A 19,122-nucleotide genomic window follows, 5' to 3' on the forward strand; every position below is an offset into this window, starting at 1 on the left:
GCCACGAGCATCATTTCTGCGTGAAATTGTCACTTCGATCCTGGAAATCTTGGCCTCCTGCCATCTTTCGTGCGTGCCGGAAAAGGATTACCCTTCATCTATGGACCTTGTGCGGCGAAAGCGGCAGAAGCCGACGCGCGGCTTCCTGGATGGCCACTTCCTCATTGCCATGCCCGGCATGAAGGACGACCGCTTCGCTCGCGCTGTGATCTATATCTGCGCCCACAGCGAAGAGGGCGCGATGGGGCTGATCATCAATCAGGCACAGCAGATGCGCTTCCCCGATCTCCTCGTCCAGCTTGGCATTCTGGACGAGCAGGAGGCGATCAGACTTCCTTCCAAGACACGCGACTTCCTGATCCGCAATGGCGGTCCCGTCGACCGCAGCCGTGGCTTTGTGCTTCATTCCGACGATTTCACCGTCGAGTCCTCGATGCCCGTGTCGGAGGAGATTTGCCTCACCGCGACCGTCGATATCCTGCGGGCGATTTCCGCCGGCCGCGGCCCGCGCCAGGCACTGATGGCGCTCGGTTATTCCGGCTGGGGCGCGGGCCAGCTCGAAAGTGAAATCGCCGCGAATGGCTGGCTGACCTGCCCGGCCGACACCGGCCTGTTGTTCGACGCTGATATCGACCGCAAATACGACCGCATCCTGTCCTCGATCGGCGTCGATCTGGCTCATCTCAGCCAGACAGCCGGTCACGCCTGAACGACGGGATACTGCTCCCTCAATAGCTTCAGCGCGGCGTCGCCGTTCACCGGTGCGCCGAACATGAAGCTCTGTACGTATTCGCAGCCCATCTGCCTGAGCTGCAGGGCGTCGCTCTCGTCCGAAATGCCCTCGGCCACGACGGACAGCCCCAGCTCGTGCGCCATGCTGACCATGGATTTGAGCAACACCGTCCTCTTCGGCGTGGAGTCGTCGACGAAGCTCTTGTCGATCTTGATCGTGTCGAACGGGAAGCGCGTCAGATAGGCGAGCGACGAATAACCCGTGCCGAAATCGTCCAGCGACAGGCCGATCCCGATCTGCTTGAGCTTGGAAAGCACATGCGCAGACTGCTCGGGATTGTCCATGACGAGGGATTCCGTGAGCTCGAGCCTGAAGCAGCGCGCTCTGATCTGCGAGCGCGCAATCACCGAGCGCACGTCGCTGACGAGATCACGGCGAATGAGCTGCCGGCTGGAAAGGTTCACCGAAACGAAGAGCGGCATGTCGCCGAGCTGGCGCTGCCAGGAGACGAGATCCTCCGCCGCCTGTTGCATGGCGAACAGGCCAAGCTGGACGATCAGTCCGCAGTTCTCGGCGACAGGGATGAAGTCAGACGGCGGGATCGGTCCGCGCCGCGGATGTTCCCATCTGAGCAGCGCCTCGAAGCCGGCAACCGAGCGATCTTCCAATCGCACGATCGGCTGGTAGGCGAGTGCGATTTCCTTGCGTTCGATCGCGCGGCGCAGATCGGATTCGATCTGCAGCCGGTCGGTGCCGACCGAGCGGAAGGCAGGCCGGAATGGCTCGATGCGATCGCCGCCGAAACGCTTCGCCTGGTGCATCGCAAGTTCCGCGTCCTTCACCATGTCTTCCGCCGTCGCTTGTGCGGAGGTCCAGGTGATGAGCCCGATCGAAGCGGTGAGCACGATCTCGCGCTTGGCGAAAGTGATCGGCGCCTTGATGGCCTGGTTGACGGCGTCCGCAACGGCGGCGATGCGCGCCGGATCCTGTTCGGAAAGCAGCATGAGCGCAAACTGGTCGCCGGCGAAGCGCGACAGCGCGTCGCGCGGCTTGAGCAAGCGGTGAAGCCGCCGCGCGATCGTCAAAAGGATCGTGTCGCCTGCCGAGATGCCCAGCCCGTCATTGACCTGCTTGAAACGGTCGATATCGATGACGAAGACGGTCGGCCTGATCTTCTCCTCGGCCTTGGCCAGCGCGATCATGCCTTCGAGCCGGTTCATGAACAGCTCGCGGTTCGGGAGGCCGGTAAGGTTGTCGTGCACGGCGTCGTGCAGCAGCCGCTCCTCAGCCTTCTTCTGTTCCGTTATGTCGACAAGTGTCCCGACGCAGCGGATCACCTCGCCGTCCGAGCCGATCACCGGCCGCGCCCGCAGCGAGAACCAGTGATAGTGACCGTCGGCGCCGCGCAGGCGGAAATTCTGAGCGACCCGGCCGCGTCGGTGCTCGAGCACGACGTCGAGCGTCGTGCGGAAAGTGTCGCGATCGTCCGTGTGGAGGATCGGCAGCCAGTTGCGTGCGGGTCCGGTGAGCGTACCGGGAGCGAGCCCGAGCGGCAGGCTGACGTCAGGCTTGGTCACCACGCGGTCACGCAGCACGTCCCAGTCCCAGACCGTATCGCCCGAGCCGGTGACGGCAAGCGCCTGTCGCTCCATGTCGCTGAACAGGCCCTGCGTGAGCGCGCCGCCGGCAAAGGCGTGCTGCATGACCGTGAAGCCGATCAGGAGGATGATCAGGATAAGGCCGCCGCCGAGCGCCGGCTGCACGATGTCGTTATCGAGGTGGCCGGTAACCGTCATCCCTGCACCGGCAAGCCAGACCAACACCATCACCCAGCTGGGCACAAGCATGATCGCCCGGTCGTAGCCCTGGAAGCCAAGATAAATGATGAGGCCGATGCCGACGACTGCTGTGCTTGCGAAGGAGAGGCGCGCAATCCCCGCAGCGACGGCCGGGTCGATGACCGCGACGCCGGCGATCAGGATCAGTCCGGCGATCCAGACCAGGGCGCCGTAGCTGAAATGGCCATGCCAGCGGTTGAGATTGAGATAGGCGAATAGGAAGACGACGAAGGTTGCGGCCAGCGATATCTCGGTGCCGGCGCGCCATATCTGCTCGCTACCTGGCGATATCTCGACGATCTTGTTGAGGAAGCCGAAGTCGACACAGATATAGGCCAGCACTGCCCAGGCGAGCGCCGCGGTCGCAGGGAACATCGAGGTTCCCTTCACGACGAACAGGATCGTCAGAAAAAGCGCCAACAGCCCGGCAATGCCGATCACGATTCCGCGAAACAGCGTGTATGAGTTGACGGTGTCCTTATAGGCGTCGGGGTCCCACAAATAGACCTGCGGCAGCTTCGGCGAGGCGAGTTCCGCGACGAAGGTCACGACCGAGCCCGGGTCGAGCGTCACCAGGAAAACATCGGCATCGGGGCTCGCCTGCCGGTCGAGGGCGAAGCCCTCGCTGGGGGTGATTGCCGAGATTCTGGCGGAACCGAGGTCCGGCCAGAACACGCCTGATCCGACCAGGCGAAAATGCGGTGCCACGATCAGCCGGTCGAGCTGCTGGTCGCTGCTATTGGCGAGCGCGAAGACGCCCCAGTCGCCCGTCGAGCTCTTGTCGTTTGCCTCGACCTCGATGCGCCTGACGATGCCGTCCGGACCTGGCGCGGTCTGGACCTGGAAGTTCTCGCCCTGGTTCCGATAGATCTCGACCGCGCCGGAAAGATTGAGCGCGACGTCGTCACGGGAGATCTTGATGGGTTCGATGGCGAGCGCGCGTGAGGACGCGAATATCGACGCCAGTACCGCCACGGCAAGCGCCAGAAGTGTCCCGCTCCGCAAAAACAATGTCAAGAAACTCAGTCCCGTTTGAAATCGCGCGACGGATCGCCTGCGATCAGTGCGTAAAGGTAATGATCCTGCCACACCCCATTGATTCGCAGGTAGGATCGCAGAAGTCCCTCGCGCCGGAATCCGGCTTTTTCAAGCAAACGCAGAGAACGAAGATTGTCTGGGATACAGGCTGCCTCGATCCGGTGCAACCTGAGCGTCTCGAATGTGTAGTTGATGAGCAGGCGCAACGCCTCCAGCATCAGGCCGCGTCCGGCATAGCGTTCGCCGATCCAGTAGCCGATCTGGCCGGTCTGGGCGACGCCGTAGCGGATGTTGCCAAGCGTGATGCCCCCGACAAGCGCACCTTCTTCATTCTCAAAAATGAAGAAGGGAACGGCCGACCCCGTGGCGTAGTCTTCAATATAGCGGGACAAGCGTTGGCGCCATGCTGTGCGGTCGAGCTCGTCCGGCGCCCAACGAGGCTCCCATGGCTCGAGGAAGCTGCGGCTTGCCCCTCTGAGCGCCGCCCATTCGCGGTAGTCGGATGCGTGCGGCAGGCGCAATGTCACCCGCTCACCCTTCAACGCCGGTGAAGTTCGGCGGAGGAAGGGCAGCGAGATCATGCCGATCAGTGTCGAGGCTCAGACCGCAAGCTTGCGGGCAGCGGGCCTCGGATGGGGCAGCGCGTCGCGAATCGCTTCGTAGGACGCGAGGGTGCCGACCGGCCCCACCGCAGTCACCGTCGGCTGGCTGGAAAACAGGCGGGATGACAGGTCTGTGAGGCGCTCGATGGTCAGCGCCGACAGCCGCTCGACCAGTTCCTCCTTCGGGATCGGCCGGCCGAACAGCAGGATCTGTCGCGCGATCTGCGACGCACGGCTTGCGGCGCTTTCCGCCGACATGACGAGCCCGGCATGATACTGTGCCCGGGCGCGGTTGAGCTCCTCGACTGTGATGTCCTCGCCCGCCCGCTCCAATTCGGAGACGATCACCGGAACGAGCTGGGAGATGTCCCCTTGCCCGGTCGCCGCATGCACGCCGAAAATTCCGGTGTCCGAGAATCCCCAATGAAATGCATAGACCGAATAGCAGAGGCCGCGCTTTTCGCGCACTTCCTGGAAGAGCCTGGAAGACATGCCTCCGCCAAGGATCATCGACAGGACCTGCGAGGCGTAGAAATCGCGGACGTGATACGCCCGCCCCTCGAAGCCGAGGATAATCTGCGCGTCCATGAGATCGCGTGCTTCGCGAAAATCGCCGCCGACATAATGTGCATATTGCGGCGGCGCGCCTGTCGCACGTGTGCGGAACCTGCCGAGCTTGGCTTCGACTTCCCGTACGAAATCATCGTGCCTGATGGCGCCGGCCGCTACAGCTACCATGCGCTCCGCGCCGTACTGCCGTTCCATGAACGACTGGAGCTGCTGCGAATTGAACGATTTCACCGTCTCCGGCGTGCCCAGGATGGAGCGGCCGATCGTCTGATGGCGGAAGGCCGTTTCGGTGAAGCGGTCGAAGACGATGTCGTCGGGCGTGTCGTGAGCGGCGCCGATTTCCTGCAGAATGACGTGCTGCTCACGCACCAGCTCGTCTGCGTCGAATTTTGACTCCGTAAGGATGTCCGCAAGTATGTCGACCGCCAGAGGAACGTCGTCGGCGAGCACGCGGGCGTAGAAGGACGTGGTTTCCACGCTGGTGGCGGCGTTGATCTCGCCGCCAACATCCTCGATTTCCGAGGCGATCTTCCAGGCGCTTCTGCGCTCGGTTCCCTTGAACGCCATATGCTCGAGAAGATGGGCGATGCCGTGTTCTTCGTCGGATTCGTTACGTGATCCCGATTTGACCCAGATGCCAAGGGCGACGGATTCAATGTGGGGAAGAGTTTCGGTGGCGACTGTGAGGCCGTTGGACAAACGGCTTACCTCAACAACCATATAGGCTTGGCTCCCTAACGCGCCGCCCTTGTATGACGGCTTACATATTCTTCCACCATTTTTATCGATGATGGAAGCACCGTAAATTTCTCGTTGCGCTCCATAAGATCGCCGAGCCACTCAGGAAGTCGCGGCTCGAGGCCGACCGCCTCCTTCACTGCTGCCGGAAACTTCGCCGGGTGAGCGGTCGCGAGTACCACCATGGGAGTTGCCGAAACTTTTATGGAATCAGCAACATGAACCGCAGTGGCCGTATGCGGGTCGAGCAGATAGCCGCTTGCCTCGTGCTCGCGCCGGATCGTGCTGCCGGTCTCCCGCATGGACGACCGCCCGGCTTCGAAATCCTGGCGGATCCTGCCCAACGGACCAGGATCGATCGTAAAGGCGCCAGATTGCTTCAGTCCACTCATATAGCGCCGCACGGTCGCCGCGTCACGCCCGCTGGCCTCGAACAACAGCCGCTCGAAATTCGACGAGACCTGTATGTCCATCGAAGGGGAGGTCGTAGCGATCACGCCACGTGTTTCGTAGGCGCCGTTCTCGAGCGCGCGCGCCAGGATGTCGTTGTCGTTGGTGGCGATGACCAGCTTCTCTATCGGCAGGCCCATGCGCTTGGCTGCATAGCCAGCGAAAATATCGCCGAAATTGCCGGTCGGCACGGTGAAGGAGACCGGCCGGTCGGGGGCCCCCAGCGATAGCGCAGAAGAGAAATAGTAGACGATCTGGGCCATGATGCGTGCCCAGTTGATCGAGTTGACGCCCGAGAGCGAAACGCCGTCGCGGAAGCGATGGTCGTTAAACATCTCCTTCACGAGCGCCTGACAATCGTCGAAATTTCCTTCGATCGCCAGCGCGTGAACATTGGCGGCGGCCGATGTCGTCATCTGGCGCTGCTGCACTGGCGAGACGCGTCCGTGCGGGAACAGGATGAAGATGTCGCACCGCGCGCGGCCGGCGAAGGCCTCGATCGCGGCGCCGCCGGTATCGCCCGAGGTCGCGCCGGCGATCGTCGTCCGCGCGCCGCGCTCGGCAAGCACATGGTCCATCAGCCGCGCCAGCAGCTGCATCGCTACATCCTTGAAGGCGAGCGTCGGACCATGGAAAAGTTCCAGGATGAAGCGGTTCGCCTCGACTTGGACGAGCGGGCAGACTGCGGGATGACGGAACGTCCCGTAGGCTTCTTTCACGATCCGAGAAAAGGTCGCGGTATCGATCTCCGCGCCGAGAAAGGGAGAAAGGACCCGGATCGCAAGGTCCGAGTAGCTGAGCCCGCGCATGGCGCGGATTTCGGATGCCGAAAAGCTCGGCCACTCCTCCGGCACGTAAAGGCCGCCGTCGCGGGCAAGGCCTGCGAGTAGCGCGTCGGAAAAGCCGAGGACGGGCGCCTGGCCGCGGGTGCTTACATATCGCATCATCTTCTTTCCGTGGCGGTAGGAAAATCCGCCCGGCAGCACGGCGTCGAAAAACCAAAGTTCATCAGTCGCATTTTTGCCGCGCGGTTGCTATAGACGGCCGCCTTTTGCGAGGGAAGTGAGTTTTGCAGGAGCGAGGGCACGTGAAGGGGGTCAGTTTGGGGAACAATCGTTTTTTGCCGGTTACCATCCTGTTCGGCTTTATGCTTGCCGCCGCAGGTTGCCAGTCGGGTGACAGCGCCGCGGTGGTTGATCCGGCGACGGGGCAGGCAGCGAAAGCGCCTGATGGCAAGGTGCTGCAGAGCGAGCTTCGTGCCTATTGTCCACCCGTCACGCTGCGTGAGGGCACGGCCTTCTTCAACACCTACGAGACGAAAAGGAAGAAGGGAGACGAGGAGCAGGATCCGGCCAAGCTTGTCTACCAGTCTTCGATCATCGCCGTTACCCGCCAATGTTCTTACGCCCCCGGGACGATTACGATGAATGTCGCGGTGGCGGGCAGGGTCGTGCCTGGTCCGGCCGCCAAAGACGGGACGGTGACGATGCCGATCCGCGTCGTCGTTATGCGCGGTAGCGATGTTCTGTATTCGAACCTGGCGAAATACCAGGTCACGGTGAACAAGACCGCGGGCGCGACGCAGTTCGTCTACAATGATGCGAACGTGACCTTCCCGACGCCGGAACCAGGCACGGTGCAGGTCTTCGCCGGCTACGATGAAGGTCCCTCCAAGAAGGGCGACAAGGGCGAGCGATCGGCCGAAGCCCAGAGCATGTTTGCCAACTAGCGCATCGGACCGAACCGAAGGACCGCGTCAGCGATAACTGCACAGCGGTTTTTGGAAAAGGCAAGGGAAAGAGCGGCGTGGCAGTCCTCTTGAAGGCACGCCGTTCTAGACGTTCTCCGACCACTCGGCGAGCGCTTCCAGCACCGGCTTCAGTTCGCCCCAGCGGCGCATCACTGTCTCGGCGCCTGCGTCGGTCAAGGCGTCGGCATGGCCAGGATAGGTATGGGATGCGCCGGTAAAGCCGATCACACGCATTCCGGCCGCCTTGGCGCCCGCCACTCCGTGGACGGAATCTTCGATGACAAAGGTCTTTGCCGGGTCGGCCTTCATCTTGCCGGCTGCGTAGAGGAACACATCCGGCGCGGGCTTCGGCTTGCCGCTCGGAGTCTCCAGAGCCGAGAAGATACGATCTTCGAAATAGGTCTTCAGCCCGACTTTGGTGAGCATCAGGTCGATGCGCTCGGTGCGTGAGTTCGAGCAGATGCAACGTGGCCCCCGCACGGAAAGCACCGCCTCGCGCGCGCCGTCGATGGCACGCACCTCTGCCGCCAGCCGCCTGTCGGTCAAAGCCTCGGCCTGGTCGATGAGGGACGCCTGGAACGGGATCCGCGCCTTCTCCTCGATATGCAGCAGTATGTCCTTGAATGTGAGGCCGGCATAGCTCTCCGCTATTTCTTCGGCAGAGATCTCGAAGCCGGCGCGCGTGATGAGCTCCGCCTCGACGCGCGATGCGATGATCTCTGAATCGACGAGCACGCCGTCGCAATCGAAAATGACAAGGTCGGGAGCGGTCATGGAAGTCCGGGAAATTGAGGCCGCACGGGCCATGAACAGAAGCCGCGCGGCTTACACCATGGGGGCGCCGACGGCAAATCACGGCCTTTTACTTGATGTTTACGCCAATGGGTAACCATAACCACGGGTTAAGAGTACGCGTATCTTTCGGGGTTCCCATCATGCCTGCCGTGCGTTTTGCCGACGAGCTTTCCACTGCCGCGACTTCTGCCGATTGGCTTGACACGATCCTGAAGGGCGACTGCGTCGCCGCGCTCGAACGACTCCCGGAAAAATCGGTCGACGTGGTCTTTGCCGACCCTCCCTACAATCTTCAGCTCGAGGGCGAACTGCACCGGCCCGACCAGTCCAAGGTTGACGCAGTCGACGATCATTGGGACCAGTTCGAGAGCTTCGCGGCCTATGACGCCTTCACCCGCGCCTGGCTGCTCGCCGCGCGCCGGGTGTTGAAGCCGAACGGCACGATCTGGGTGATCGGTTCCTATCACAATATCTTCCGCGTCGGCGCGACGATGCAGGATCTCGGCTTCTGGATTCTCAACGACATCGTCTGGCGCAAGACCAATCCGATGCCGAATTTCCGCGGACGTCGCTTCCAGAACGCTCACGAGACGCTGATCTGGGCGACGCGCGACCAGAAGGCGAAAGGCTACACCTTCAACTACGACGCGCTGAAGGCTGCCAATGACGACGTGCAGATGCGGTCGGACTGGCTGTTTCCAATCTGCACCGGTGCGGAGCGGCTCAAGGACGAGCGCGGCGACAAGCTGCATCCGACGCAGAAGCCGGAAATGCTGCTTGCCCGCGTGATGCTCGCCTCGACCAAGCCGGGCGACGTGGTGCTCGACCCGTTCTTCGGCTCAGGTACGACTGGCGCGGTCGCCAAGCGGCTTGGCCGCCATTTCGTGGGTGTAGAGCGCGAGCAGAGCTATATCGACGCGGCCGAGCAGCGCATCGACGCAGTGCGACCGCTTGCAGATGATGCGCTTGCGCTGCTTACGGGGAAACGTGCCGAGCCGCGCGTTGCATTCGTAAATCTGATCGATGCGGGCCTCATGAAGCCCGGCACCGTGCTCTATGATGCGCGCAAGCGCTGGTCTGCCGTCGTTCGCGCGGACGGCACGCTTGCCAACAACGAGAGTGCCGGCTCGATCCATCGCCTTGGCGCTGAGGTCCAGGGACTCGACGCCTGCAATGGCTGGACGTTCTGGCATTACGAGCGCAATGGCGGGCTCACCCCGATCGACGAGCTGCGCCGCATCGTGCGCGTCGGCATGCAGCGCGCCGGCGCCTGAAGCCACCGAAAATCCGGAACTAGGTCCGCCGTTCTTCCAGTCGCGGCGTGACCCCGAAACGCTCGAGGTCCGCCTCGAGCGTTTTGGCATCCGTGAACAGCACCGCTTGCCAGCCGGCTTGCCTGGCGCCTTCAACATTGGCCGGGCTGTCGTCGATGAAGATCGTCGCCTTCGGTTCAAGCCCGAAAGTCGAGGCGTGCAGCTCGTAGATCTCACGCTGCGGCTTGATGAGACCCACCTCGCCGGAGACCGTCACACCGCGCGGGCGCTGGAGGAACGCAAAACGCTGCCTGGCCTCGGCGAACGTGTCAGCGGCGAAATTGGTGAGCATTGTCACATCGCGTCCGTTGTCGATCAGACCGCTCATCAGCGCGACGCTCTCTTCGTAAGCATGCGGCACCATCTCGTGCCAATGGCGGCGGAAGCCGCGGATATTCTCCTCATGCTCGGGGTATTCCGCGATCAGCTTCGCTTCAGCCTCTTGCCAGGTGCGGCCCCGGTCCTGCTCAACATTCCAGTCATGCGTGCAGACGTTCTGGAAAAACCAGCGCCGCTCCTCTTCGTCCGGGATCAGGCGGCTGAAAGGAATGTGCGGATCGTAGTGGATCAGCACCTTGCCGATGTCGAAGACGATGTGACGGATTTCGGTCATGCGGATTCCCGTTCAGAACTTTCTGCGTTTGGTAATGCCGGGTATGGCAGCTTCGATTGCCTTCTTCATGACAGTCGGCAACGCTTCGTTGTGGATTGCATCCAAGGGAGCCCACCAATAGTCGGCCGGAGCCTTGTAGTCGCCCACATCTGCGCGAAAAACCGCGAGATCGAGGGCGAAATGCGTGAAGACATGCTGGATCCGCCCTGAGAAGCGCCATTCGGCAAGGAAGGGCGCGGCTGCGGCGTCGGTCTGCCCATCGCGGCGTGCCGTCCAGTCCGTGCCCGGAACTTCGGCCATACCGCCGAGCAGCCCATTTTCGACCCGCTTCCTGAGCAGAACCGCACCGTCGTTTCGCACCGCGACGAATGCCGCGCCGACACGTTGCGGCCTTGCCGCTTTCGCCTCCCGAGCGGGAAACCGCTCGGGATCGCTTTGGCTCAATGCCATGCAGTCGTCGTTGAGCGGGCAGATCATGCAGGACGGCCGCTTGGGCGTGCAGATCGTTGCGCCGAGATCCATCATTGCCTGCGCGAAATCGCCCGGACGCTCCGATGGCGTCAGATTCTCGACGGCTGCGCGTATGAGAGGCTTGGCTGCGGGCAGCGGCGTCTCCACAGCATCAAGCCGCGAGATCACCCGCTCGACATTACCGTCGACCACGGCAGCAGGCCGGTCGAAAGCGATCGCGGCGATCGCCGCTGCCGTGTAGGGCCCTACGCCTGGGAGCTTCGACAAGTCTTCGATGGTGTCCGGGAAGCGAGCGCTGTGTTCGCTAACAACGATTTGGGCGCATTTCTTCAGGTTTCGCGCTCGCGAATAGTAGCCGAGTCCCGCCCACGCTTTCATGATCTCGTCCGCGTCCGCGGCGGCGAGCGCGGCAATGTCGGGCCAGCGCTCGACGAAAACCCGGAAATAGGGCTTCACCGCCTCGACGGTGGTCTGTTGAAGCATGATTTCCGACAACCAGACGCGATAAGGGTCCGGACGCTCGCCCCTCGCCAGGGCTGCCGGTCCTGTGCGCCATGGCAGCTCGCGATGATGGCGATCGTACCAGGTGAGCAGCTTGGCGGCGACGGGGCTCTGCTCTCCTGCTATGGTCTTGCGGCTTTGCTGTCGAAGTGACATTGATCCCAGGAAGTGCCGTCCGGCTGATCCGACGGCGTTTTGGTGAAGGCTCATGGCAGGCAAAAACGCCTTCAGCAACCCCATGCCCGTCAGCGACCTGACGAGCGGCATTCTCGACCCGGTGCTGCGCAAGCGCAGCGGCATCTCGATCGGCCTCGTCCAATGCTGGGAGGAAATCGCCGGTCCGCGACTTGCCGCCCACACGCGGCCGGAAAGGATTGCCTGGCCGCGCCGAATGCGGGAGGACGATCCCTTCGAGCCGGCGACACTCATCATTGCCTGCGAAGGCTTCGCCGCCCTGGGTGTACAGCACGAGACCGGCGAGATCATCGGGCGCGTCAATGCTTTTCTCGGTTTCAACGCCATTGGCCGCATCAAGATCGTCCAGAAACCTATGCCCAAGGCCGCCGAACGGCCAAAGCCGCGCCTGAAGCCGATTTCGGCAGCCGAGGAGGCAAAGATCGCCACGACCGTCGGCGGCGTTGAGGACGAGGGCCTTCGGGCTTCGCTCGAGAAGCTCGGACGAACCATTCTTGGCTCCAGACGCTAAGCAGGTTCCGCAAAAGTGTCCCGCGGTTTTGCGGCGAGAACCTGGGGCAAACAGGAGCAGGTTCCGCAAAAGTGATCCGGGTTTTGCGGCAAGAACCTGGGGCAAAATCAACAGGTTCCGCAAAAATCTTTCCGCATTCTTGCGGCAAGAAACTGCGGCAGACAAAGAAATCGCCTGACAGTTTCGTGAAGAACTGCAATTTGCCGTTGGCAGAAGGGCGAGGATGCCTTAATTCGCGCCAACTCTCGCTTTTGCGTGCCTTGGTGCGGCACAATCAGGCAAATCAGGTGATTCGCATGCATCGTCCAATTCCGCGCAGACAGCTCCTGGCAGCATTTGTTGCCTTGCCGTCCGCAGCCTGGCTCGCCGCCTGCAGCGATTCCGGTGGCCAGGCCAACGCCCAAAACGCGACTCCCGCGGACCCGGCGGCACCTGCCAATTCGATGGCGGCCGCCAAGCCGGGCGAAGCGCCGAAGCCGGCGGGCACAGTCGACATGGCGAAGCTGCTGGAGCCCGGGGCGCTCCCGGACAAGTTCCTCGGCAAGGCCGACGCCAAGGTCACCATTGTCGAATATGCCTCGATGACCTGCCCGCACTGCGCGCATTTCGCGGTGACGACGCTGCCTCAGCTGAAGGCAAAATATATCGACACCGGCAAGGTGCGGTTGATCCTCCGCGAGTTCCCATTCGATCCGCGTGCGGAGGCCGGCTTCATGCTGGCACGCTGCTCCGGCGACAACTATTTTCCGATGGTCGAGGTGTTATTCAAGCAGCAAGAGCAGTGGGCCGCTGTGGAGAACGCCAAGGACGCGCTGCTTCAGATCGCCAGGCTTGCCGGTTTTACACAAGAGAAGTTCGAGGCTTGCTTGACGGACCAGAAGCTTCTGGACGATGTCAGGGCTGTACGCGACCGTGGCGCCAAGGAGTTCGGCGTGGATTCCACTCCGACCTTCTTCATCAATGGCGGCCGGTATCCTGGAGCGATGTCGATTGAGGAATTCTCGGCGATCCTCGACCCGCTGGTCTGATACCCGCCCGGCAACGGGAGGGGGCACTTTCGTGCGCCCGCGCACGCCCGGATGAAATTCAATCGCCTCCGCCTCCTCGGGTTCAAATCTTTCGTCGAACCGTCCGAGTTCGTGATAGAGCGCGGGTTGACGGGTGTCGTCGGCCCGAATGGCTGTGGCAAGTCCAATCTCGTCGAAGCCCTGCGCTGGGTGATGGGCGAAAGCTCATACAAGAACATGCGCGCCTCCGGCATGGATGACGTGATCTTCTCGGGATCTGCGACCCGGCCGTCGCGCAACACCGCGGAAGTAACTCTGTTCCTGGACAACACCGACCGAACCGCGCCCCCCGCCTTCAATGACTCGGACGAACTGCAGGTTTCCAGGCGCATCGAGCGTGAGGCCGGCTCGGTCTATCGCATCAACGGCAAGGAAGCGCGGGCCAAGGATGTGCAGCTTCTCTTCGCCGACCAGTCGACAGGCGCGCGCTCGCCTTCGATGGTGGGGCAAGGCCGCATCGGCGAGCTGATCCAGGCGAAGCCGCAGGCACGTCGGGCATTGCTCGAGGAGGCGGCGGGCATCTCGGGGCTGCATACCCGCCGCCACGAGGCCGAACTGAGGTTGCGGGCGGCCGAGCAGAATCTGGAAAGGCTCGACGATGTCGTCGGCGAGTTGGAGAGCCAGATCGACAACCTGAAGCGCCAGGCCCGCCAGGCCTCCCGCTTCAAGAACCTCTCCGCCGATATTCGCAAGGCCGAGGCCACCTTGCTCCACCTGCGCTGGACCCAGGCTAAGGAGCACGAAGCCGAGGCCAAGTCTGCGCTTGCCACATCCACCGCACTCGTTGCCGAGCGCGCTTCGGCCCAGATGAATGCGGCCAAGGACCAGGCCGTCAGCGCGCATCGTCTGCCGGAGCTGCGTGATGCCGAAGCCTCCGCCGCAGCGGCCTATCAGCGCCTGTCGATCGCCCGCGGGCAGCTCGAGGAGGAAGCGGGCCGCATCCGCACACGCCAGGCCGACCTCGACAAGCGCATCGCCGAGCTCGATGCCGATATCGCGCGTGAAGAACAGATGCTGCGCGATAATGCGGACGTGCTGCAGCGCCTCGGGGACGAAGAGGCGACGCTTGCGGCTGAAAATGCGGCAGCCCAGGGCAGCGAGGACGAGCTCGCCGCGGCGGTAGCGGAGGCAGCCGCCAAGCTCGAGCTCAGTGAGGCTGCCCTGGCCAGGATGACCGCAGAACGAGCCGAGGCAACCGCTGCCCGTCATCAGTTCGAGCGGTTGCTGCGCGAAAGCGCGGAGCGCCGCGACCGCTTGGCGCGGCAGGTTGCGGATGTCAGCCGGCAGGCAGACGACATCGCGCGCCAGATCGCCGGGCTCGCCGACCCGGCTGAGAAGCGCGAGCTGGTCGAGGAGGCCGCTGCCGCCGTGACGGCAGCAGAACAGGCCGCTGTCGCCGCTGAAAAAGCGCTCGTCACGCTGCGTCAGCAGGAAGTGCAGCTCCGTGCCCCGGTCCAGGAAGCCAAGTCCGAGCTGGCCCAGGTTGAGACCGAGGCGCGTACGCTGGCAAAGATCCTCAACGCAGCGGGTGGAGGGCTTTTCCCCGCCGTCCTCGAGGGGATAAAGGTCGACCGCGGTTTCGAGACGGCGCTCGGAGCAGCTCTTGGCGAGGATCTCGACGCGCCGCTCGACCGCAGCGCGCCCGCTTATTGGGGCGGCGCGGCGCCTCAGACTGGCGATCCGACCTTGCCTTCGGGCATCATGCCCTTGTCTTCGGTGGTGCAGGCACCTGCTGAGCTTGCGCGTCGCCTTGCCCAGATCGGCATCGTCGACGGTGCCGACGGCGAAATGCTGCAAGGCCTGCTTGCGCCTGGCCAGCGGCTGGTGAGCCGTGACGGGGCGCTCTGGCGCTGGGACGGATTTGTCGCAAGCGCCGACGCACCGACGGCCGCGGCGCAGCGCCTGGCACAGAAGAACCGGCTCGCCGAGCTCGATGCCGAAGCTATCGAGGCGACTAAGAAATTGCGCGCCGCCGAACAGGCTCTTGGCGAGGCCGAACGTGCCCTGCGCGAGGGTGTTGAAGCCGAGCGGAACGCGCGCCAGGGTTGGCGCGATGCTCAGCACCGTCTGGATGCCGCGCGCGATGCCTTGCAGAAGGCCGAGAAGGCGGCGGGCGAGCTCTCGACGCGCGGCGCCGCACTTGCCGAATCCCAGGCGCGCCTGAACGATGCGCATGCCGAAGCTGCCGCCGCTGTGATCGAGGCCGAGCAGAGCCTTGCCGAAGCCCCGGAACTTTCCGAATTGCAGGCATCGTTCGAGCGCGCCGCGGCCGAAGCCCAGCGCGACCGGAATGCGTTGACCGATGCCCGCTCGCGGTATGATGGCCTGAGGCGCGAGACCGAGCAGCGCTCCCGCCGCCTCTCGGGGATTGCTGCCGACCGCGCCAACTGGATCTCTCGCGCGGAGAATGCCGAGCGGCAGATCGCCGCCCTGAATGAGCGGCGCGGTCAGTCATTTAACGAGCGCAACGCGCTCGAAGGCGCGCCCGAGGAAATCGAGGCGCGCCGGCGGGCGTTGATGTCTCAACTGTCGGAAGCCGAGGCGCTGCGCAAGGCGGCGGCCGATCGGCTGCAGCAGGCAGAGAACAGCCAGGCCGAGCTGGACAAGGCTGCCGTCGCTGCGATACAGGCGCTTTCGGAAGCCAGGGAAGGCCGCGCCCGTGCCGAGGAGCGGCTTGCCGCTGCCGACGAGCGTCGCCGCGAGGTCGAAGCGCGCATTCAGGAGGCGCTGAACTCTCCGCCGCATCTGGTTATCAGCCATACGGGTCTGCGACCGGACGATCCGCTGCCCGATGTTGCCGACGTGGAACGCCGGCTGGAACGGCTGAAGGTCGAACGCGAGCGGCTCGGCGCAGTCAACCTTCGGGCTGAGGAGGAGCAGAGGGAGCTTTCCGAGCGGCACGAGACCATCGTCACCGAGCGCGAAGATGTCATCGAGGCCATCCGCAAGCTGAGACAAGCGATCCAGAGCCTCAACCGAGAAGGGCGCGAACGGCTGCTTGCCGCCTTCGACGTGGTGAACAGCCAGTTCCAGCGGTTGTTCGCGCATCTGTTCGGCGGCGGCACGGCGGAGCTGCAATTGATCGAGGCTGATGACCCGCTGGAAGCAGGCCTTGAAATTCTCGCCCGTCCGCCCGGCAAGAAACCGCAGACCATGACGCTGCTTTCGGGCGGCGAGCAGGCGCTGACCGCGATGGCGCTCATCTTTGCGGTCTTCCTCACGAATCCGGCGCCGATCTGCGTGCTCGACGAAGTCGACGCGCCGCTCGATGATCACAACGTGGAACGCTATTGCAACCTGATGGATGAGATGGCGACGTCGACCGAGACCCGCTTCGTCGTCATCACTCACAACCCGATCACCATGGCGCGTATGAACCGGCTGTTCGGCGTCACCATGGCCGAGCAGGGCGTGAGCCAGCTCGTCTCGGTTGACCTGCAGACCGCCGAGCGGCTTCGCGAGGCGAGCTGATTTCGCGTTACGCTCCGCTGTTCCGGCGCTTCAGGGCTTCTTCCCACTCTACGGCATGCGTGACAATCAGCTCGAGGTCGTCGTAGCGTGGCGACCAGCCGAACTCGCGCCGGGCGCGGCTGGAATCGGCCACGACCGCAACGGCATCGCCGGGGCGGCGCCCGCGCCGGCGCACCTCGAAATCATGGCCGACGACACGCTTTACCGCATCGATGACCTCTAGGACCGAATAGCCTCGGCCATAGCCGCAGTTGGCAACGATGCTTTCCCCGCCTGCCCGCAGTCGCTGCAAGGCGAGATAATGTGCCTCTGCGAGGTCCGACACATGGATGTAGTCGCGCACGCAAGTGCCGTCAGGCGTTGAATAGTCAGTGCCGAAAACCTCCATGAAATCACGTTTCCCGGTCGCTGTTTCCGAGGCGACCTTGATGAGGTGAGTTGCTCCTTTCGTCGACTGGCCGGTGCGCTTCTTCGGGTCCGCGCCGGCGACGTTGAAATACCGCAATGCAGTGTACCGGATGTCGTGGGCCGCCGCTGCGTCCCGCAACATCAGCTCTGTCATCAGTTTCGAGGTTCCATAGGGCGATTCCGGAAGCGTCCTCGCATCTTCAGCCACCGGGCTGTTCTCCGGAGTGCCGTAGACGGCCGCTGTCGAGGAAAAGATGAAATGCTTTACGCCCGTCCGCACTGCGCTTTCGATGAGGGCGCGCGATTTGGCCGTGTTATTGAGATAGTAGGCAAGCGGGTCCGCGACTGATTCCGGGACGATGATAGAGCCTGCGAAATGGATGATCGCATCGACCCCGCGCCTGCGGATGGTCTCTTCCACGAGGTTCTGGTCGCCTATGTCCGCCACGACCAGTTCGGCTTCTGCGGGGACCGCCCAGTCGAAACCGGTGCTCAAACGGTCGACGACGACAACCTCTTCGCCTTCGTCGAGCAGCTTCCAGACCATGTGACTACCGATGTAGCCGGCTCCTCCGGTGACCAGAACCGTCATCTTGTTCCTTTCAGCTTGCGATCCCGTTGCCCCGGCCGGCTTTGTGCCAGCCTGGCTCGCCTGCCACAAGCCCGTGGAAAGCCGCTACGTCGCTGCGACAGCCCTTGCCTTATCGAGATCCGATTTTCGGCGTGCCTCGTCGCATGCGGCAAGCAGGTAGAAAGTGAGCATGGCATGCACCATCGCCGGCAGGCTCAGAATCATCAATGATTCGCTGAGAGAGAAGATCATGAAACTCAACGAGACGATGACCCCCGCCAGCGCGAACTCACTGCCCTTCTTGTCTGCAAACGGCTCGCATTTGAGGAACAGATAAAGCGGCAGGAACAGGTTTATGAAACCAAGCAGAAAGCGGAAGATTCCACCTTTGGCGAGATCATCCGCATACTGGTTGTGAGCCTGGTTGTAGGAGTACGTTATTCGGTCATTCGGGTCCGGGGCTGCGGCCAGCCTGGCCGACTCGTCGTTCCAGCCGTTTGCGCCAACGCCGAAGGCCGGATGTTGCTCGAAAAGCCTGAAGGCCATGAAAAGCAGCTTCGTCCTGTCGCCGACGGAGCGATCGTCCATCGCCGCTTCGCCGCCCGTCAGGCCCATTGAAATATTGGTATAGGCGGTCGCAATGCGTGTCGACATCTTGCCGACATTGCCCACGAGCAGCGCGCCGGCCAAGATCAACATGAACACCGGGATCATGAGCAATGCCCGCGACGACCGCCGCCAGAGAACCGGCGCCAACAGCAGGAGCATGAACGGCAATGCCAGCATGGCGCCGCGCGAGCCCGACAGGAAAGCACCGCCGATCCCTGCGCAAAAACCAGCGAACGAAAGAGCAGCCATCCTGCGGTCGTTGTGCGAGTAGAGCAGTCCGACCGCGCAGATCGAACCCAGGGCAAGTGCGATCATCCCGAATCGGATCGGATTGGTAGCGCCGCCCGACCTGTCAGCCACATAAAGTCCGACCTGAAACAGGCCGAAGGTAAGCGCAAGGAGTGCTCCGGCCGAAGTTCCGCATAACAGGACCTTCCAGCGAAATCTGTCAATATTCATCACGATGATATAAGCGACGAGAAGAGTTTTTGCTGGCGTCTCAAGACCGGAAAGACCATCATTATGAACATAAATAGGTATCATAAGAAGAACAGTACAAAGTATTTTAGCATTGTAATAGATGCCGCGATTAGTTTTGAATAATGAAAAATTGTAACTATTTATGGAGTCTAGGATTGAACTGCAGTTGGAAGTGACCAGTATCAGAAACAGAAAGAGTGACAGCGCCGTCAGCGGCCAGCTGGAGAAAATTAGACATCCTACCAAACCCAGAGCGACAAAGATATCGCCGTTGGCTCGCAGCTCGCGGTAGGCAGTGTTCATTGGCATCGCCTCTCCGATACACGATCGGAATTTGCAAGGTCCAGCCGCGCAGCCGCGGCTTCTACAGCCTGTCGTTCACATCGGGCGCACGGCAT

General features: G+C 62.6%; 15 protein-coding genes. 6 read left to right on the forward strand and 9 right to left on the reverse strand.

The annotated features are described in order from the left end of the window. Positions 1-100: 100 nt before the first annotated feature. A complete protein-coding gene (locus tag SAZ10_RS04015) occupies positions 101-709 on the forward strand; it encodes a YqgE/AlgH family protein (RefSeq protein WP_318607888.1) in 609 nt (202 codons plus the stop codon). Here SAZ10_RS04015 and SAZ10_RS04020 read toward each other — a convergent pair. The 4 genes from SAZ10_RS04020 to thrC are packed head-to-tail and all read right to left on the reverse strand — an operon-like array spanning position 700 to position 6,913. Beyond that, a complete protein-coding gene (locus SAZ10_RS04020; RefSeq protein WP_318607889.1) occupies positions 700-3,588 on the reverse strand; it encodes an EAL domain-containing protein in 2,889 nt (962 codons plus the stop codon). The two genes, SAZ10_RS04015 and SAZ10_RS04020, sit on opposite strands and share 10 nt — an antisense overlap. A gap of 5 nt (positions 3,589-3,593) precedes the next feature. After that, positions 3,594-4,190 (reverse strand): GNAT family protein, encoded by a 597-nt coding sequence (locus SAZ10_RS04025; RefSeq protein ID WP_318607890.1) that lies wholly within the window; start codon positions 4,188-4,190, stop codon positions 3,594-3,596. Positions 4,191-4,208: 18 nt separating this feature from the next. After that, positions 4,209-5,501 (reverse strand): pitrilysin family protein, encoded by a 1,293-nt coding sequence (locus SAZ10_RS04030; RefSeq protein ID WP_318607891.1) that lies wholly within the window; start codon positions 5,499-5,501, stop codon positions 4,209-4,211. A gap of 14 nt (positions 5,502-5,515) precedes the next feature. Further along, entirely contained in the window at positions 5,516-6,913 is a 1,398-nt protein-coding gene (thrC, locus tag SAZ10_RS04035; protein ID WP_318608453.1) for a threonine synthase, read from the reverse strand. A 143-nt stretch (positions 6,914-7,056) separates the two neighbouring features. Between thrC and SAZ10_RS04040 the strand changes: the two genes are divergently transcribed. Then, positions 7,057-7,698 carry a hypothetical protein gene (locus SAZ10_RS04040; RefSeq protein ID WP_318607892.1) on the forward strand — a complete coding sequence of 214 codons (642 nt, stop codon included), beginning with the start codon at positions 7,057-7,059 and terminating at the stop codon, positions 7,696-7,698. A 105-nt stretch (positions 7,699-7,803) separates the two neighbouring features. On the opposite strand, the gene SAZ10_RS04045 is transcribed toward SAZ10_RS04040, so the two are convergent. Further along, entirely contained in the window at positions 7,804-8,493 is a 690-nt protein-coding gene (locus SAZ10_RS04045; RefSeq protein ID WP_318607893.1) for an HAD family hydrolase, read from the reverse strand. Positions 8,494-8,654: 161 nt separating this feature from the next. On the opposite strand from SAZ10_RS04045, the gene SAZ10_RS04050 reads away from it, so the two are divergent. After that, positions 8,655-9,788 carry a site-specific DNA-methyltransferase gene (locus SAZ10_RS04050; RefSeq protein WP_318607894.1) on the forward strand — a complete coding sequence of 378 codons (1,134 nt, stop codon included), beginning with the start codon at positions 8,655-8,657 and terminating at the stop codon, positions 9,786-9,788. 19 nt (positions 9,789-9,807) lie between these two features. On the opposite strand, the gene SAZ10_RS04055 is transcribed toward SAZ10_RS04050, so the two are convergent. Together SAZ10_RS04055 and mutY are read right to left on the reverse strand one after the other, a co-directional pair. Beyond that, complete coding sequence (locus tag SAZ10_RS04055) at positions 9,808-10,440, reverse strand: HAD family phosphatase (protein WP_318607895.1); 633 nt, start codon at positions 10,438-10,440, stop codon at positions 9,808-9,810. Between the two features lie 12 nt (positions 10,441-10,452). Continuing rightward, the gene (gene mutY, locus SAZ10_RS04060; RefSeq protein WP_318607896.1) at positions 10,453-11,568 is read right to left on the reverse strand and encodes an A/G-specific adenine glycosylase; all 1,116 of its coding nucleotides are present in this window, start codon (positions 11,566-11,568) and stop codon (positions 10,453-10,455) included. Positions 11,569-11,620: 52 nt separating this feature from the next. On the opposite strand from mutY, the gene SAZ10_RS04065 reads away from it, so the two are divergent. The 3 genes from SAZ10_RS04065 (at position 11,621) to smc (ending at position 16,656) form a co-directional block, all read left to right on the forward strand. Then, positions 11,621-12,118: a DUF721 domain-containing protein gene (locus SAZ10_RS04065; RefSeq protein ID WP_318607897.1), complete on the forward strand. Its 498-nt coding sequence runs from the start codon at positions 11,621-11,623 to the stop codon at positions 12,116-12,118. Positions 12,119-12,414: 296 nt separating this feature from the next. Next, complete coding sequence (locus tag SAZ10_RS04070) at positions 12,415-13,146, forward strand: DsbA family protein (protein WP_318607898.1); 732 nt, start codon at positions 12,415-12,417, stop codon at positions 13,144-13,146. A 51-nt stretch (positions 13,147-13,197) separates the two neighbouring features. Next, entirely contained in the window at positions 13,198-16,656 is a 3,459-nt protein-coding gene (gene smc, locus SAZ10_RS04075; protein ID WP_318607899.1) for a chromosome segregation protein SMC, read from the forward strand. 7 nt (positions 16,657-16,663) lie between these two features. Here smc and galE read toward each other — a convergent pair whose 3' ends face one another. Together galE and SAZ10_RS04085 are read right to left on the reverse strand one after the other, a co-directional pair. Then, entirely contained in the window at positions 16,664-17,656 is a 993-nt protein-coding gene (galE, locus tag SAZ10_RS04080; protein ID WP_318607900.1) for a UDP-glucose 4-epimerase GalE, read from the reverse strand. Positions 17,657-17,740: 84 nt separating this feature from the next. Further along, positions 17,741-19,027, reverse strand: coding sequence for an O-antigen ligase family protein (locus SAZ10_RS04085; protein ID WP_318607901.1), 1,287 nt, complete (start codon positions 19,025-19,027; stop codon positions 17,741-17,743). Positions 19,028-19,122: the final 95 nt, after the last annotated feature.

It is taken from the genome of Mesorhizobium sp. BAC0120 (assembly GCF_033542235.1).
Lineage (GTDB): Bacteria > Pseudomonadota > Alphaproteobacteria > Rhizobiales > Rhizobiaceae > JAWRCU01.